The sequence below is a fragment of the Amycolatopsis palatopharyngis genome (assembly GCF_003385185.1).
Taxonomy (GTDB): Bacteria; Actinomycetota; Actinomycetes; order Mycobacteriales; family Pseudonocardiaceae; genus Amycolatopsis; species Amycolatopsis palatopharyngis.
Genome location: NZ_PQHZ01000005.1, coordinates 105784 through 121636 on the forward strand (window position 1 = coordinate 105784; position 15853 = coordinate 121636).

Genomic DNA, 15853 nt, shown 5'->3' on the forward strand with positions numbered 1-15853 from the left:
TCAGTTCCGTGCCAGCCAGATGACGTCGGGCTCCCCACGCGGCACCGGGATGTCGAGTACGCGGACCTCGTCGAAGTGTTCCCGGAGCAGCCCGGTGAACGCCTGGCTCGAGTGCGCACTCCAGACCGCGAGCAACCCGCCCACCCGCAGCTGGGCGGCGAGCAGCTCCAGCCCGGCGGCGTCGTACAGGGCGGCGTTGCCCTCGCTCAGTGTCCAGTCCGGGCCGTTGTCGATGTCCAGGCACAGCGCGTCGAACCGCTCGTGCCCCGCGCTCTGGGACAACCAGTGCACGAGATCGTCGCGGACGAGCCGGACCCGCTCGTCCGCCAGCGCGTCCCCGTGCACCTCGCGCAACGGTCCCGTGCGGTTCCAGTCGATCACGGCGGGCTCCCGCTCCACGACCACGACCTCGCCGACCCCGGGGTGGTCGAGCGCGGCCCGCAGCGAGAAACCCACGCCGAGCCCGCCGATCACCATCGAGGCGTCCGGCCGGAGCTGGTCCGCGGCGGCAGTCACCAGCAGCCGTTCGGACCTGCCGTCGCGGGTGTCCATCAGGAACATTCCGTCCGCGATCACTTCCAGATCGGCGCCGCTGCGCCGCAGCACCAGTTCGCCGCACTCGCCGTCGGCCCGATCGATCACCTCGGTCATCCGATCCACTCTAGGGGCGGGGGGCGACACCGTCGCGGGCGTTCCCGGCTCGACCAGTCCGCGTGCGGCTCCTACCCTTGATGGGCGGAGGTGATGCACATGCAGGCGACAGTGGGAGACGAGATCCGGGTGCACGGTCGCACCGTCGGCTCCGCCGAACGGCGTGGCGAGATCATCGAGGTGCGCGGCGCGGACGGCAGTCCGCCGTACTGGGTGCGGTTCACCGACGGGCACGAACGGCTGGTCTATCCCGGACCGGACTGTGAGGTCGAGGAACACCGCGACTGACCGCAGAGGCACCGGCGGCGCCGGGGCCGGTGTCCGCCGGTGCGCTCTGCGCGCGAGCCGGCGACCGCCAGCCGAAGAGCAGCACCACCAGGCCGCCGACCGCGGTGAGCGCGGCCGCCACCGGAGGCAGGGCTGTCGGCCCGGCGTTGGTGAGCACGATGCCACCCACGACTCCGGACAGTCCCACTCCGAGGTAGATGGCCGAGGCGTTGAGGGAGAGCAACAGCCCGGCGTTGCTGCCGCCGAGTTCGATCAGCCGGTGCTGCACGGGCGGGTTGAACGACCACGTCGTCAGTCCCCAGAGCAGGAGCGCGATCGCCGCGCCCGGCACCGAGGTCGCGATCAGTGGCAGGGTCAGCAGCACCACGGTCAGGCTGGCGATCACGACGATCAGCGGCCGCCGGGAACCCCAGCGGTCCGCGGCCCTGCCGCCCGCGTAGTTGCCGAGCGCCCCGCCGATGCCGTAGCAGAGCAGCAGCAGGCTCACGGTCGTGCCGGTGACACCGGCGGTCGCGGCCAGCACCGGCGTGACGAAGGTGTAGACGCTGAACGCGGCGAGGCAGCCGAGCACGGTCGTGACGAGCACGGCCAGCGCTCTCGGGTCCCTGGCGACGGTGAACCGCTGCGCCAGCGGGACCGGTGGTGGCGGTGCGACCGCGGGCAGCGCCAGTCGCACGGCCAGCGCTCCCAGTACGGAGAACACCGCGACCAGCGCGAAGACCCATCGGTAGCCGAGCGGTCCGGACAGCAGACTGCCCAGTGGCACGCCGAGGATGGTGGCCAGGGTCAGTCCGCCGAACACCGCGGCGACCGCCCTGCCCCGGCGATGCGGCGGATTCAGTTCGGCGGCGACCATGCTGGCGGCCGGGGTGAAGACGGCGGCGCCGATCGCGGTGACCATCCGGGCCGCGAAGAGCAGACCGTAGCCCGGCGCGAGGGCGGCCAGCACGTTGCCGAGCGCCGTCACCAGCAAAGCCACCACCAGGAGGGTGCGCCGTTCCCAGCGCCCTGTGGCGGCCGCGAACAGCGGCGACCCGATGGCGTAGGCGATCGCGAACGCGGTGACGAGCTGGGCCGCCGTGGCCGCCGACACGTGCAGTTCGGCGGTGAGCGCGGGGAGCAGACCCGCGACGACATAACCGCTCGTCCCCACGGCGAACGTGCCCAACGCCAGCACCGAGGTCCGGCCGGCGTACGGATGGGTGGTCATCGCGGTCCCCTGACCTTTGTTCGACGAGCGTCATAGTTCGATGCGAATCGTACTATGGCTGGACGAGAAGTTCGAAGCCCGTCGTACAATTGCCGCATGGCCACCGCCGAGGAGACGAAGCAACTACCGTTTCCCGACCGATCGGAGATCCGCATCGAGTCGGTGCTGCAGGCACTGGCCGACCCGGTACGTCTGGCAATGGTGCGCCAACTGGCCGGGGCGGAGGAGATCTCCTGCAGCGGTTTCGACGTCTCCGTGAGCAAGTCCACACTCACCCACCATCTGCGCACACTGCGCGAATCGGGCATCATCACCGGGCGCCACCAGGGCACGACGCGGTTCAACTCCCTGCGCAGGGACGATCTCGACGCCCTCTTCCCCGGCCTGCTCGACGGGGTACTCGCCGCCCGCCGATGACCGCGTGGGCAGGCTCACGCGGTCACAGGATGACAACGGCACGCTTGTGCGTTGGACTGGTTGTGCAGCCCGCCGGCGCGTGAGGCGAGCACCCGGGACGGCCCGATCAGGGGTGATTCGGCCGTCCTTGATTTTCGGCTTCCGCTGTATCGATCCAGAGCCGCTCGATGCGCCCGGCCGATCCAGCACCCGCCCGTAACGTTCGGAAGGACAGCCGTGCCCATCGCACTGCTCGCACTCGCCATCGGCGCCTTCGGTATCGGGACCACCGAATTCGTCATGATGGGCGTGCTGCCGCAGGCCGCAGCCGACTTCGGTGTCTCGATCCCGTCCGCCGGCTATCTCATCTCCGGCTACGCACTCGGCGTGGTCATCGGAGCTCCGCTGCTCACGGCCGTCGCCGTACGACTGCCACGCAAAACCATGCTGCTGGCGATGATGGGGCTGTTCACCGCCGGAAACGTCCTGTTCGCCCTCGCGCCGAACCACGAGCTCGGCGTGGTCTTCCGCTTCATCGCGGGCCTGCCGCACGGCGCGTTCTTCGGCGCGGGCGCGGTGGTGGCCTCCAGCCTGGTGGCGAAGGGCGACCGGGCCAAGGCCGTGTCGATGATGTTCATGGGCCTCACCCTGGCCAACGTCGTCGGCGTGCCCCTCGGCACCCTGCTCGGCCAGCAGGTCGGCTGGCGTGCGACCTTCGCGCTGGTCGCGGTGATCGGACTGGTGGCCATCGGCGGTATCGCCAAGCTGGTCCCGCACCAGGGCAAGCCCGCGGAGACCTCCCTGCGCGGCGAGCTCGCCGCGTTCCGCAAGCCGCAGGTGTGGCTCGCGCTCGCCATCGTCACCTTCGGCCTCGGCGGAGTGTTCGCCTGCCTGAGCTACGTCACGCCGATGATGACCGACGTGGCCGGTTTCCAGCCCGCGAGCGTCACGCTGCTGCTGTCGCTGGCCGGGCTCGGCATGACGCTGGGCAACTTCCTCGGCGGCAGGCTCGCGGACCGTGCGCTGATGCCGAGCCTGTACGTCGCACTTGGCGCGCTGGCCACTGTGCTCGCCGTCTTCACGATCACCGCGCAGGGCAAGATCGGCGCGGCGATCACGATCTTCCTCGTCGGTGTGGCCGGCTTCATGATCGGCCCGATGATGCAGGCGCGGATCATGGAGAAGGCGGGCGGCACGCCGTCGATGGTCTCGGCGGCCGTGCAGTCGGCCTTCAACATCGCCAACTCGATCGGCGCCTACCTCGGCGGGCTCGTCATCGCAGGCGGCCTCGGGCTGGTCGCGCCCAACTGGGTGGGTGCGCTGCTGGCCGTGCTCGGCCTGAGCATCGCGGTGGTGTCCGGCACGCTGGACCGTCGCGAGGACGCCGACACACCCGCCCCGGCCCCGGCCATGGCGACCGCGGGTTCCTGAGGCTCAGCCGAGCGGGCCGCCGGCGGGGCTGGGCTGAAGTTCCCCAATGCGGCATTGGGGAACTTCAACGTCCCCAATGCCACATTGGGGACATCACGAGTGGCTGTCAGCCGAGCGGGCCGCCGGTGATGGTGAGTGCGACGAAGAGGATCAGGATGCCGAGGCCCGCATAGCTGAGGATGTCCACGCTACGGCCGCGAATGCACAGCAACCCCGCCTGCTCGTCGGACAGCGCCGCGCGCAGGACGGACGCCACCAGGAGGGCGCCGCCGATCAGCGCGGCACCCTGACGCCAGTGGTACATCCCGATCCGCAGGGCCGCCACCGCCACCAGCGCCATGACCACCGCGAACGGCAGGTGCACGAGCAGGTTGCGGGTGCCGCGGCGCGGTGAGGTCACCGTGCTCAACCCGCCGCGGCCCGTTCGGCGGCCTCGACCACGTTGGTGATCAGCATCGCCCTGGTCATCGGGCCGATCCCGCCGGGGTTCGGGGACAGGAACCCGGCGACCTCCTCGACCCCGGTCGCCACGTCGCCCGCCAGTGCGCCGTCGACGCGGGAGACACCGACGTCGAGCACCGCGGCGCCGGGTTTCACCATGTCGGGGGTGATGAGGCCGGGCACGCCCGCGGCCGCGATCACGATGTCCGCCCGCCGCACCTCGGCGGCGAGGTCGGTGGTGCCGGTATGGCAGAGCGTGACCGTCGCGTTCTCGCTGCGCCTGGTCAACAGCAGCCCGAGTGTTCTGCCGACGGTGATCCCCCTGCCGACCACGGTCACCCGCGCCCCTGCGATCGGCACCTCGTACCGGCGCAGCAACTCGATGATGCCGCGCGGCGTGCAGGGCAGCGCGGCCGGCTGGTTGAGCACCAGCCTGCCGAGGCTCACAGGTGCGAGACCATCGGCGTCCTTGGCCGGGTCGATGCGTTCCAGCACGGCACCCTCATCCAGGTGCTTCGGCAGCGGGAGCTGCACGATGTAGCCGGTGCAGGCCGGATCGGCGTTGAGTTCGTCGATCACCGCCACCAGCTTCTGCTGGGAGATGTCGGCAGGCAGGTCCCGGCGGATCGAGGTCACGCCCACCTTCGCGCTGTCGGCGTGCTTGGCCTTGACATACCAGTGAGAACCCGGGTCGTCGCCGACCAGCACCGTCGCCAGACCAGGGGTGATCCCCTGCTCGGCCAGTGCCGCTACGCGAGGCGCGAGCTCCGCGAAGATGGCGTCCTTTGTGGCCTTACCGTCCAGAACAGTCGCCGTCACGGTCGTCATTGTTCCAAACGGGGCCGCCATCGCCGTCGCCCGCCCATCCCGGCGATGACCACGGCGACCAGTGCCAGCGCGGTTGCGCTCAAGGTGGTGATCGAAAGCGGCCGTCCCGCGGCGGGCAGGAACACGTCCAGCAGCACCGAGCCGATCAGTTGCCCGGCGATCGCCGACAGCCCCAGCAGCAGCACCCCGGTCCAGCGGACCACGAGCGAGGCCAGTGCGATGAAGGCGATCCCGACCAGCCCGCCGAGATAGAGCACCGGGTTCTCCGGGGCGGCCGCGGGACCACCGCGCACGATCAGCGAGATCAGCCACGCCAGCACCAGTACGACCGTGCCGACGGTGAAGTTGATCAGCGCCGCGGTGAGCGCGCTGCCCGAAGCCTTGCCGACATGCCCGTTGATCGCCTGCTGCACGGCAACGAACACCCCGGCGACCACGGGCAGCGTCAGCAACCACAAGCGTCCCGGCCCGCCCGCCACGTTCAGGCCACCGGAGACGGACCAGGCCACCGCGACGAGGGTGAGCGCAGCACCGAGCACGCGCGTGAGGCTCAGTCGCTGTGCACCGGCGGGCCCGAGCCCCATCCGGTCCACGAACAGGCCGCTCACGGTCTGCCCCGCGACGACACCGACGGTGAACAGCGAGACCCCGAGCACACCGACGGTGACCGACTGGCCTGCCACGAACATGGCGCCGCCGACACCGCCGAGACACTGCCAGGGCCGCAGGCCGCCCTCGCGCAACGCGGCGACGAGGCGGCGCATGCCCGCCCGCATCGCAGGCAGCAGGGGCACCAGTGCCACGAGCACCAGCAGGCCACCGCCGAAGGAGATGACCGCGGCGAGCAGCGAATCGTGCAGTTCGACACTGAGCTGCCCGTTGATCCGACTCTGCGCGGCCATGGCGAGTCCGGCCGCTATGGCGAGCGACACACCGAACACTCGCGGGGTGCTCGGTTCTCGCCGGTTCGTGTCGGAATCGCGCCGCTGAGAACCCGAAGTGGTACGGGCAGTAGTCATCACGATCTATTGTCAACCCGCCAGCCGGGCCAAACTTCCCCGGATCGGTGATTTATGCCCCGAAACACACTCGCTCTGCCGCCTCGACCACGTCGTTCACCAGGAAGAAGAGCCCGGAAACTCACATGCCCCGTGCATAAGCGTGGGTAACAAGTCAAGATGTTCTGGTGGCACAAGCGACGCAGCTGAACGCAACCGAGCAGGACACACTGGTCAAACAGATAGGACTGTCCCTGCTCCGCGCTGCCCCGCGCGACTGGCAGCGCGTCACCGCGGAGTACCGCGCCGTCGGCAGGTTCCATGAGCTGAACGGCGAGATCGTCCTCGCTGACGGGTCGACGGTGGACTGGGTGGCCACCCACGACATCGCGACGCTCTTCGGCCGCCTGCGCGCGGGCATGTACCGGGAGGGGCGGGGAACCTGGTTCAACGCCCGCTACCAGCTGGACCACCCGTCCAGCTACAACCTGGAGTACGACCGCGAGGAACCCAGGTGGGACCTCATGCCGCCGCCGCAGGCCTATGCCGACGAGCTGCGCATGTTCCCCCGCTCGGAGGACAACGTGCCGGAATGGCTGATGCGCCGGATGTCCGGCCTCGGCCCCGAACGGCCGGGTCCGCGCTTCCGGATCGCCCGGATCTTCGACGGTGCCGGCCCGGGGGGCCGACCCGTGATCAACCGCCCTGAACTCGAGGTCGACGAGCAGGACCGATTGCTGGAGTACCTCGACGCCGCGCCGGTCGTGGTCCCGAACAGGGGCTACGACATCGACCGGCTCGCGAGCACTCCGGAAGGAACCGTCCCGGTCGCCTTCCACAGCGACGGTGTCTGGATCTGGCCCGCCGCCGTCAACTACTACCTGCGGGAGTACGGCGTCTCCCCCGAACCCGATCTGATCCAGCACATCCACGCCAGCGGCTTCGCCGTACCCGCGGTTCCCGATCAGCTGCGACAGGCCGCGGCGGCACACATCAACCGGGGCGCCCCGCCGCCACGTCAGGCACCGCCACCAGTGCCACCGCCCGTGACCCCGCCGCAGGCCGAGGGGCACACCGAGCGCGTGCCCGCACGGCAGACCGAGGAACCGCAGCAGCCCGAACCGGCCCCGGTTCAGGCCCAGACTCCGCCCCAGTCGCCGTACGAGGAGGAGTTCGACCAGACCACGTACGCCGAACCCGTGGTCGACGGCCGGGGGTTCGCGGACCGGGGGTTCACCGAACCGGCCCAGACCGAACCCGGCCAGGACGACACCCAGGTCCACGAGTCCGGCTTCGACCAGTACGACGAGTACGACACCGAGAGCTACGACGAGCCGGACTACCAGCACGACCAACAGACCGCCGGGTCGACGGACGCCGACCAGGCACAGACGGACCAGATGCCCGACGCCGGTTCACACCGCGCGCTGGTGGACCCGCCCACGACCTTCACCCCCGCCGCGTCGATGGATCCGGGCCCGATGACCACGATCACGCCGTCGGTGCCCACACCGCCTGCCGCTTCGGAGCGGCACCCGGCCGAGGTGAGCGGTCCTGGCTCGGAGACTCAGCGTCAGGACCCCCAGCACGCGGAGACGGAGTACGCGCAGACCGAGTACGCGGGCTTCGATCACACAGGTTTTGATCACCCGGGGTTCGAACACACGGGGTTCGATCACGCTGGGGCTTCGCCCGCAGAGTCCCAGCACCCCGAGGCCCAGCACCCAGAGGCCCAGCGCACTGGGCTGGGGCAACCCGAACCACAGCCCGGTGGCCACCGGGCCGATTTCGACGACGGCGGCCCGCCGACCCAGATCGGCGGGGTCCCGCTGCCCGAGCACGCGGAGCCGGTACTCGATCAGCTGCAGGACACTCTCCGGCAGTTGGGTGTTCCGGACGGCGACTACCGGATCGGCGAGCCCGCCGAACGGGGCTGGAGCGTCGAGGAGGTTCCCGACGGCTGGCGGGTCGGCTGGTACGAGGGCGAGTTGACCAACCCAGCGGTATTCGGTGACCCCGAGGACGCGGCCGCGTTCATGCTCGGCAAGCTCCTGCTCGCACCCGACGGCGGAGTCTCGGGAACCCAGCCGCCGCCCGCTGCCACACCCGAATCGTCGACGCCACAGCCGCAGTCAGTGCCCCCGGCACCGCCGCAGCCACCCCAGGCTCCGCCGGCTTCTGCGGCCGCTGCTTCGGGTGCCGCTGCTTCGGGTGCTGCTGCTACTTCGGAGTCGTCGGGACAGGCTCCGGCTCCCGCGCAGTCCAAGCAGGCACCGTTGCTGACCACCCTCTCGCCGGAGATCGCCACCGGCTCGCGGCCGCAACACGGCCAGGAGGCTCCGCAGTCACCGGCACGTCCTGCCACACCCGCGCAAACGTCACCCGCCCCTGGCGCGCGGGACGAAGCGCCCGCGCAGGCACTGCCCCCGCAGGGAGTGGCCGCCAATGGTTCCGGTGCGGCCGCACCGCCCGCGCGCCCAGCGCAGACGAGCGGCGCCTCCGGCGGTGCTCCGGGAGCGGGGCAGCAGTGGCCGATTCAGCCCATGGAGGGCGAGCCGCCACTCACGTTGTTCCGTGGCAAGGAGGTGCGCGAACTCCCGGCGGGAAGTGAACTCGACCGATTCGGCGGCCCCAACGGCAATCTCACGTATGCCGCGGGCACACCGTTCGAGGAACGGTCCCTGGTGCCGGAGTGGGTGAATCGCCCGTACCACGTGTACCGGGTACAGCGTCCGCTCGAATCGCTGGCCGGGGTCGCGATCCCGTGGTTCAACCAGCCCGGTGGTGGCGCGGCTTACCTGCTGCCCGCTTCGATCGAGGAACTGGTCGCCGAGGGCGACTTGATCGAGTTGGAACCCGGGGAGCCGCCTGTCTCCTGAGAGCAGGAGCGTCAATCCCCGACCAGCAGCCCGTGAGCTCCAGCGAACGCGACGGCGGTCTCCAGGTCCACCCGCGCTCCCGCGAGCCGGGCCTGGCGGAGGCCGTTGGCGTCGACCCTGGCTCCACGCAGGTCGGCATCGGCCAGCTGGGCACCGTGCAGGCGCGCGCCGGTCAGGTCCGCACCTCGCAGGTCCGCTCGGGTCAGGTCGGCGTCGGTGAGGTTGGCTTCGCGCAGCCGGAGTCCGGAGAGGTCGCACCTGCGCAACCTGGCCCCGCCGAGACCGGTCAGGGACAGGTCGCTGTCGCGCAGGGTGATCGGCAACAGGCGGCATTCGTCGAACGACGAACCGAGCAGGGAGCAACCCCGCCAGGTGGACCCGGTGAGGGAAGCCCGCCGCAGGACGCAGGACCGTAGTGCCGACGAGAGGTGCTCGGAGTCCCCGAGGTCGGCGCCGGTGAAGTCGCACTCGTCGAAGGTGCATCCCTGGGTGTTCAGCCCACGGAGGTCGGCGTCGCTGAAGTCGCAGCGCACGAAGCGCCTGCGTACCCAGCGCTTTCCGGGAAGTACCGCGTCGCGATAGTCCTCCCCGACTTCCGGTTCCGGGTCCGGCTCGTCGACCCGGACGGTGCTGGACGTATCGGCGGCGTCGGTCATGTCGTCGAGCCTGACACAGCCTGCCGACAGGGTCGCTCACTGGAAGTCCCTCGACTTGGCCTTGATCCGCATCGGCAGGTGCTGCAATCGGTCAGCGAGCACACTGACGACGCCGTCGGCACGTTCGACAGTGCCTCGGACCAGCAGCGCGGGACTGGAGCGGGCGATGCGGTGGTACCGCCGCCAGAGTCCCGCGGTGCACACCACATTGACCATGCCGGTCTCGTCCTCGATGTTGAGAAACGTGATACCGCCCGCGGTTGTGGGCCGCTGGCGGTGAGTCACCGCTCCACCGATCAGCACCCGTGATCCGGGATCCACCCGGTCAAGCCGATCGGCAGGCACCACGCCCAGCTCATCGAGCTTCGACCGGATGAACTGTGTGGGGAAGCTGTCCGGGGATACGCCCGTCGCCCATACATCGGCCGCGGCGAGGTCGAGGTCGTCCATTCCTGGTAACGCGGGTGCGGTCATTCCGACCCCACCACCGGGAAGCTTTCCTGGGCGCTCCTGTGCCGCGGCTCCGGCCGCCCACAACGCCGCTCTGCGGTCGAGGCCGAAGCACCCGAACGCTCCCGCCGTCGCCAGCGCCTCGACCTGCGGTGCCGTCAGCCGGACCCGGCGAACGAGGCCCGCCATGTCGGTGAAGGTCCCTCCCCGATCGCGTTCGGCGACGATGGCCTCCGCCTTCGTCGTGCCCACCGCGCGCACCGAGCCAAGGCCGAGCCGGACCGCGAGACCCCCGTGCCGCGCCGACCGGGGTTCGACGGTGGCGTGCGGCAGGCTCGCGTTCACTTCCGGGCCACGCACGACGACTCCATGCCTGCGTGCATCCGCGACCAGCGACTGTGGCGAGTAGAAGCCCATCGGCTGCGCTCGCAGCAGAGCGGCGCAGAACGCCTCGGGGTGGTAGCGCTTGAAGTAGGCGCTGGCGAAGACGAGATGGGCGAAGCTGAGCGCATGACTTTCCGGGAAGCCGAAGTTCGAGAAGGCCTGCAGCTTCTGGAACAGGTGCTCGGCCATCGGTTCGTCAATGCCGTTGCGCGCGGCGCCGTCGTAGAACCGCTGCCGCAGCCGCTCCATCCTGACCGTGGACCGCTTGGCGCCCATCGCATGCCGTAACTCGTCTGCCTCGGCCGCGCTGAACCCGGCGACGTCGAGCGCGATCTGCATCAGTTGTTCCTGGAAGAGGGGCACACCCAGCGTCTTCTCGAGCGCGTTCTTCAGCAGCGGGTGGTCGTAGTCCCACTTCTCCTTCTTGCTGTTTCGCTTGATGTAGGGATGCACCGACCCACCCTGGATGGGACCGGGGCGAATCAGCGCGACCTCGATCGCCAGGTCGTAGAAGGTGCGGGGCGCGAGTCTCGGCAGGGTTGCCAGCTGGGCACGGCTCTCCACCTGGAAGACGCCGATCGCGTCGGCCCGCCGGAGCATCGCGTAGACCTCGTCGTCCTCGAGGTCCAGCTTCGCGAGGTCGACCTCGACGCTCTCGTGTTCCCGGACCAGGTCGATCATGTAGTGCAGCGCGGAGAGCATGCCCAGCCCGAGCAGGTCGAACTTGACCAGCCCGACGGCCGCGCAGTCGTCCTTCTCCCACTGCAGCACGCTCCGGTTGTCCATGCGGGCCCACTCGATCGGACAGACCTCACTGACCGGCCGGTTGCAGATCACCATGCCACCGGAATGGATGCCAAGGTGCCGGGGAAAGTCCTCGAGCGCGGCCGACAACTCCAGTACCGGCAGCGGAATGTCGTGGTCATGGTCGTGCTGGGTCTCGGCCAACGGACCCCATCTGTCGATCTGCTTGCTCCAAGCGTCCTGCTGTCCAGGGGAGTGCCCGAGCGCTCGTGCCGAGTCGCGCACCGCGGACCGTGCGCGGTAGGTGATGACGTTGGCCACCTGGGCCGTGCACAGGCGTCCGTACCTGCGGTAGACGTACTGGATTGCCTCCTCCCTGCGGTCGGACTCGATGTCCAGGTCGATATCGGGATAGCCGTCCCGATCCGGCGCGAGGAAACGTTCGAAGAGCAGCTTCCAGGTCACGGAGTCCACATTGGTGATACCGAGCGCATAGCAGACCGCCGAGTTGGCCGCGGATCCCCTGCCCTGGCAGAGGATGTCGCTGTCCCGGCAGAACCGGACGATGTCGGCGACGATCAGGAAGTACCCGGGGAAATTGAGCTGCTCGATGATCGCCAGCTCGTGTTCGATCTGCTGGTACGCCTCGGGATTAGCCGTCCGTGTTCCGTACCGCACCGCCGCACCACGGTAGGTCTGCTCACGCAGGTAGCTCGCCTCGGTGTGGCCGTGGGGCACGTCGAACGGCGGCAGTTCGGGCGCGACCAGTTTCAGGTCGAAGGCACAGTCGACTCCGAGCTGAGCCGCCCGGTGCACGGCTCCCGGATACCGCGCGAAGCGCGCGGCCATCTCCGCTCCGGAGCGCAGATGGGCACCACCGTTCGCGGGCAGCCAGCCCGACATGTCGTCGAGGCTGCGCCGGGCACGGATCGCCGCGAGACCGGCGGCGAGTCTGCCCCTGCGGGGAGTGGCGTAGTGGGCGGCGTTGGTCGCCACGGTGGGCAGGCCGTGTCGCACGGCCAGTTCGGCCAGCGCGTCGTTGTCGGCGGTGTCCGAAGGCAGTCCGTGGTCGGTGAGTTCCACGTAGACCTCTTCCCGGCCGAACAGGCCGACCAACCGGCGCAACTGGTCTCCTGCGGCGTCCGGCCCCGCCTCGGCCAGCGCCCTTCGGACGGCACCCTTCCTGCACCCGGTGAGGACGACGCAGCTACCCGACACCTCCGCCGCGACCTTCTCGAGGTCGTACACCGGGCGGCCTTTCTCCGCGCGCCGCGCCCCATCCTGGTCGTGCCCGGCCAGCTGCCCTGCAGTGGTGGCCCGGCACAGCGCGGCGTAGCCGTCGACGTCCTTGGCGAGTAGCAACAGGTGCTCGCCCTCGGGGTCGGCAATGCCGTTCTGCGGTGCCCGGAGCCCGAGGCTGAGTTCCGTGCCGAACACCGTGCGCAGGCCCGACTCGCGGGCGGCCTCCGCGAAACGAACGACTCCGTACATGCCGTCGTGATCGGTGATCGCGAGGGCGTCGAGTTCCAGCCTGGCCGCTTCCTCCACGAGTTCCTCAGGGTGACTGGCGCCATCCAGGAAGCTGAAGTTGGTGTGGCAGTGCAGTTCGGCGTAGGGAACCCGGTTGCGACCAGTTGCGGCGCCGACCGGCGGGGCAGGGCGCATCGGCGATGCGCGCATCGGCGGTTCCGCACCTGTCGCGTTCGGCGCGCCCGCGAGTGAGCGTCGCAGGTCCCGCCAGGGAACCGGCGGGTTGTCCCAGCCCATGCGTCACTCCCGGATGTTCTCGGCCGACAGGCGCTGCGACGGGATCAGCGAGCTCAGCTCCGACTCCAGTTCCGCCTCCAGCACCTCGTTGAACTCGATCCACAACGGGTCGGTGTTCTCGAGGTCGTCATGACCGTGCATCTCCGTGCCTGTCGAAGAGTTCCGGTCACCATGACCTCGCAATCCATCGTTCTCAGCTGCCATCTCAGTCGTACATCCCTTCTACAGTCCACAATGGATTGCGATGCTTCTCCAGGAGCAGGAGTACCGCGAGGTCGCCCTGTTCCCGCCCGTCCCCGCCCAGCAGGACCTGGACGCGAGCCCTGTCCCCCTGCCGCTCCTGTGCCCACCACCTCGCAGCCACCGGCCACGGCCCCGCCCACTCCCGTACCTGTCGTGCGGGCCCGTCCTCGATCGCGACGCGGTGTGGCGAGGCGGTCAGACACAGCCGTTCGGTGAACTCCACCGGTGCGCCCGACTCGTCGAGCACAGTCGCCGATACCTGCCCGGCGAAGACCGTGGCCGGCGACGGCGCGGGCAGCCTGCCCGGCCAGGGGGCATCCGGCTCGACGGGGGCTTCGGGGCGATCCCCCCAGGGCACCAGCTGGACCCGCTCGGCGGGACCGCGCCCACCGCCCAGTACCGCTGTGACCACGCTGTCCGGCCCCAGCAGGCCCTGTACCCGCACCAGTGCCCTGCCTGCCCGCTCGGCCGCGAGCGTGGGCTCGTCCCCGAGCCCCCCTCGCGCCGCAGCCGCGGAACCCGCCTGCCAGAGGCCGAGTTGCAAGGAATGCCCAGCGACCGTCTCCTCGGGATCGAGCCGGAGTCGGCAGACTCCCGCGGTCGGCCGCACCCCCGCACCCCTTCGCAGCCAGCCCTCGAACTGCCAGCGCACCCGATCGGCGATCCCCTGTGGGGTCAGGGGTTCGGCACAGCGCCAGACGCGGGCGAGTTCCTCGCCGTGTTCCGTGGTGGCGTAGATGCCCAGTCTGGTGCAGGCCAGCCCACGGGCTGCCAGTCCACTGTGGAACCGTGTGGCCAGCGTCCTGGCCACGAACGCGGCGGCGTCCACCCGGTCCAGCACCGGATCGAACTCCTCGCTGATCGAGAGCTCAGGAGGTGGACGCCTGCGGTGCGGTGGCCGATCGGACAGACCCCGCGAAAGCCGGTGCGCGAGCAGTCCGGGTGCACCGAACCGGGAGGCCACGTCCCGTTCGGTGAGCGCGGCGAAGTCGCCGAGGCTGCGCAGGCCCAGCCTGCGCAGCAGATCGACCAGGTCGCCGCGGTACGCATCCGGCTGATCAAGCTCGGTGATACTCAACGGGGCGAGGAACTCGGCCGAGGCTCCTGGTTCGACCAGCGCGGACCTGCGGGCGGCGAGCACGGCGGCGAAGAGCCCGTCGGCGACGCCGAGCTGACACTCCACTCCCGTCCGGACGGGTACGTGTTCGGCCAGCAGTTCCAGCAACCGGGACTCGCCGCCGAAGTAGCCCGCGGCTCCCCGCACCGGCACCGCGACCACTCCTGGCCGGACGACCTCCACCCCGACGACGAGCTCCTCCACCGCGGCCGCGACGGGCTCGAACAACCGGGCGTCCCTGCCGGGATCCTCGCCGAGCACCACGATCTCCGGGCATCGGGACTGCGCCTCTCTGCGGCGCATCCCACGCCGGACACCGGCGGTCCTGGCAACGGCCGAGCACGCCACCACACGATTGGCGAGGAAAACCGCGGCAGGCAGGTGCGGAGAAACCCCCGCGGCCAGCCCCGCCGCGACCACCGGCCAGTCCGGGCACCACAACACGAGCACTCGCACCGGAGGGGCGACCATGATCAGCTCACCCCCCGCTCGCTCCAGGAAACGGCGGGCCCTGCCACACCATCAGCCGTGTCCGCGCCGTCCACCGCGCCGTTCGGCGCAGGCAGCAGCAGATCGGTGCGCGCAGGTCGCGCCGCCGCTCCCCGGCCGGCGGTGTGCACGACCACCTGCCGTTGCCGCAGGTAGCCGTACCCACCGTCGAGACCCGACCACCGGCCACCCGTGCATCGCAGCTCCACCTCGGCACCAGGCCAAGGGCCGAGGGAGAGCAGCACGGCACCGCGATGCCGGGCACGGGCGGACAGTCGACGGGCGGTCTGCTCGGCCCTGCCCACAGGCCCGACCGCCACGAGGTCCACCCCGTCGAGCAGCGCGGCGGTCACCGAGGCGAAGTCGGCACCGGGACGAGGCACGAGGGCGAGGCGAGCCACCTCGACCCCGAGTTCCCCGGCAGCGGCCACCCCGAGATCGGGCACCCCGACCACCGCGGCCCACGATCCACCCGCGGTGGCTTCCGCGAGCAGCGCGAGCAACAGCGAAGTGGACCCGTGCACCGCCACCGTGCTGCCCCGGCGCAGCCCTCCCCAGGGCAGCAATCCGGACAGCGCCGACTGCACCGGCAGAACCTGTCCCGTGGTCTGCGCGTGCTCGGCGGCGTCGGCCACCCCGCTGGCCGTACGCACACCCGGCAGTGCCGTCAGCCGGGCGATGGCAGCCCCGGCCTGCTCCGGCTCGACACCCCGGATCTCGCTCGCGAGCCCTCTCGGCACCGGGCACCACCTCCCCTCACGACAGCACGGCAGCGCGGCAGGTGCTCGAGCCCTGCTCGCGATTCGTGCCCCGCCGCGGGGAAGACGGCAGAGCGTCGAACGTATGTTCGATGCGTCCAGTGAACACTGAATGCCGTATCG

At 70.2% G+C, this 15853-nt stretch carries 14 protein-coding genes; 4 read left to right on the top strand and 10 right to left on the bottom strand.

What is annotated here, in order from left to right:
- Window positions 1-651, bottom strand: a complete 651-nt coding sequence (locus tag D0C15_RS05330) for a spermine/spermidine synthase domain-containing protein (protein WP_116041289.1) — start codon at window positions 649-651, stop codon at window positions 1-3.
- Between the two features lie 99 nt (window positions 652-750).
- On the opposite strand from D0C15_RS05330, the gene D0C15_RS05335 reads away from it, so the two are divergent.
- A complete protein-coding gene (locus D0C15_RS05335; protein WP_116041291.1) occupies window positions 751-939 on the top strand; it encodes a DUF1918 domain-containing protein in 189 nt (62 codons plus the stop codon).
- On the opposite strand, the gene D0C15_RS05340 is transcribed toward D0C15_RS05335, so the two are convergent.
- Complete coding sequence (locus D0C15_RS05340) at window positions 872-2149, bottom strand: MFS transporter (RefSeq protein WP_116041293.1); 1278 nt, start codon at window positions 2147-2149, stop codon at window positions 872-874. The genes D0C15_RS05335 and D0C15_RS05340 overlap by 68 nt on opposite strands.
- 96 nt (window positions 2150-2245) lie before the next feature.
- Between D0C15_RS05340 and D0C15_RS05345 the strand changes: the two genes are divergently transcribed.
- Both D0C15_RS05345 and D0C15_RS05350 read left to right on the top strand, forming a co-directional pair.
- Window positions 2246-2566: an ArsR/SmtB family transcription factor gene (locus D0C15_RS05345; protein WP_116041295.1), complete on the top strand. Its 321-nt coding sequence runs from the start codon at window positions 2246-2248 to the stop codon at window positions 2564-2566.
- A gap of 216 nt (window positions 2567-2782) precedes the next feature.
- Window positions 2783-3976 (top strand): MFS transporter, encoded by a 1194-nt coding sequence (locus D0C15_RS05350; protein ID WP_116041297.1) that lies wholly within the window; start codon window positions 2783-2785, stop codon window positions 3974-3976.
- Between the two features lie 106 nt (window positions 3977-4082).
- Here D0C15_RS05350 and D0C15_RS05355 read toward each other — a convergent pair whose 3' ends face one another.
- The 3 genes from D0C15_RS05355 to D0C15_RS05365 all read right to left on the bottom strand — a co-directional run bounded on the left by D0C15_RS05355 (window position 4083) and on the right by D0C15_RS05365 (window position 6264).
- Window positions 4083-4316, bottom strand: coding sequence for a DUF3017 domain-containing protein (locus tag D0C15_RS05355; RefSeq protein WP_116041468.1), 234 nt, complete (start codon window positions 4314-4316; stop codon window positions 4083-4085).
- A 65-nt stretch (window positions 4317-4381) separates the two neighbouring features.
- Complete coding sequence (locus D0C15_RS05360) at window positions 4382-5245, bottom strand: bifunctional methylenetetrahydrofolate dehydrogenase/methenyltetrahydrofolate cyclohydrolase (RefSeq protein WP_211323094.1); 864 nt, start codon at window positions 5243-5245, stop codon at window positions 4382-4384.
- Window positions 5242-6264, bottom strand: coding sequence for a DMT family transporter (locus tag D0C15_RS05365; protein WP_116041471.1), 1023 nt, complete (start codon window positions 6262-6264; stop codon window positions 5242-5244). Before D0C15_RS05365 ends, D0C15_RS05360 begins: the two co-directional genes overlap by 4 nt.
- A 167-nt stretch (window positions 6265-6431) precedes the next feature.
- On the opposite strand from D0C15_RS05365, the gene D0C15_RS05370 reads away from it, so the two are divergent.
- Window positions 6432-9122 (top strand): glycohydrolase toxin TNT-related protein, encoded by a 2691-nt coding sequence (locus D0C15_RS05370; RefSeq protein WP_116041298.1) that lies wholly within the window; start codon window positions 6432-6434, stop codon window positions 9120-9122.
- An 11-nt stretch (window positions 9123-9133) separates the two neighbouring features.
- Here the strand turns inward: D0C15_RS05370 and D0C15_RS05375 are convergent, their stop codons facing one another.
- From D0C15_RS05375 to D0C15_RS05395, 5 genes are all read right to left on the bottom strand, one after another.
- Window positions 9134-9778, bottom strand: a complete 645-nt coding sequence (locus tag D0C15_RS05375; protein WP_116041299.1) for a pentapeptide repeat-containing protein — start codon at window positions 9776-9778, stop codon at window positions 9134-9136.
- Window positions 9779-9814: 36 nt separating this feature from the next.
- Entirely contained in the window at window positions 9815-13123 is a 3309-nt protein-coding gene (locus D0C15_RS05380) for an error-prone DNA polymerase (RefSeq protein WP_116041301.1), read from the bottom strand.
- A 3-nt stretch (window positions 13124-13126) separates the two neighbouring features.
- Window positions 13127-13264: a hypothetical protein gene (locus D0C15_RS05385; protein WP_162829902.1), complete on the bottom strand. Its 138-nt coding sequence runs from the start codon at window positions 13262-13264 to the stop codon at window positions 13127-13129.
- A gap of 64 nt (window positions 13265-13328) precedes the next feature.
- On the bottom strand, window positions 13329-14954 hold the full coding sequence (locus D0C15_RS05390) for a DNA polymerase Y family protein (protein ID WP_170161325.1): 1626 nt from the start codon (window positions 14952-14954) through the stop codon (window positions 13329-13331).
- A 2-nt stretch (window positions 14955-14956) separates the two neighbouring features.
- The gene (locus D0C15_RS05395; RefSeq protein WP_116041474.1) at window positions 14957-15688 is read right to left on the bottom strand and encodes a hypothetical protein; all 732 of its coding nucleotides are present in this window, start codon (window positions 15686-15688) and stop codon (window positions 14957-14959) included.
- Between the last annotated feature and the right edge of the window lie 165 nt (window positions 15689-15853).

Excerpts from the sequence above, each read along its gene's own strand:
- D0C15_RS05390 (WP_170161325.1), bottom strand. The coding sequence starts at position 14,954 with ATGGTCGCCCCTCCGGTGCGAGTGCTCGTGTTGTGGTGCCCGGACTGG.
- D0C15_RS05335 (WP_116041291.1), top strand. The coding sequence starts at position 751 with ATGCAGGCGACAGTGGGAGACGAGATCCGGGTGCACGGTCGCACCGTC.
- D0C15_RS05385 (WP_162829902.1), bottom strand. The coding sequence starts at position 13,264 with ATGCACGGTCATGACGACCTCGAGAACACCGACCCGTTGTGGATCGAG.
- D0C15_RS05345 (WP_116041295.1), top strand. The coding sequence starts at position 2,246 with ATGGCCACCGCCGAGGAGACGAAGCAACTACCGTTTCCCGACCGATCG.
- D0C15_RS05380 (WP_116041301.1), bottom strand. The coding sequence starts at position 13,123 with ATGGGCTGGGACAACCCGCCGGTTCCCTGGCGGGACCTGCGACGCTCA.
- D0C15_RS05340 (WP_116041293.1), bottom strand. The coding sequence starts at position 2,149 with ATGACCACCCATCCGTACGCCGGCCGGACCTCGGTGCTGGCGTTGGGC.
- D0C15_RS05360 (WP_211323094.1), bottom strand. The coding sequence starts at position 5,245 with ATGACGACCGTGACGGCGACTGTTCTGGACGGTAAGGCCACAAAGGAC.
- D0C15_RS05365 (WP_116041471.1), bottom strand. The coding sequence starts at position 6,264 with ATGACTACTGCCCGTACCACTTCGGGTTCTCAGCGGCGCGATTCCGAC.
- D0C15_RS05375 (WP_116041299.1), bottom strand. The coding sequence starts at position 9,778 with ATGACCGACGCCGCCGATACGTCCAGCACCGTCCGGGTCGACGAGCCG.
- D0C15_RS05330 (WP_116041289.1), bottom strand. The coding sequence starts at position 651 with ATGACCGAGGTGATCGATCGGGCCGACGGCGAGTGCGGCGAACTGGTG.
- D0C15_RS05355 (WP_116041468.1), bottom strand. The coding sequence starts at position 4,316 with ATGGCGCTGGTGGCGGTGGCGGCCCTGCGGATCGGGATGTACCACTGG.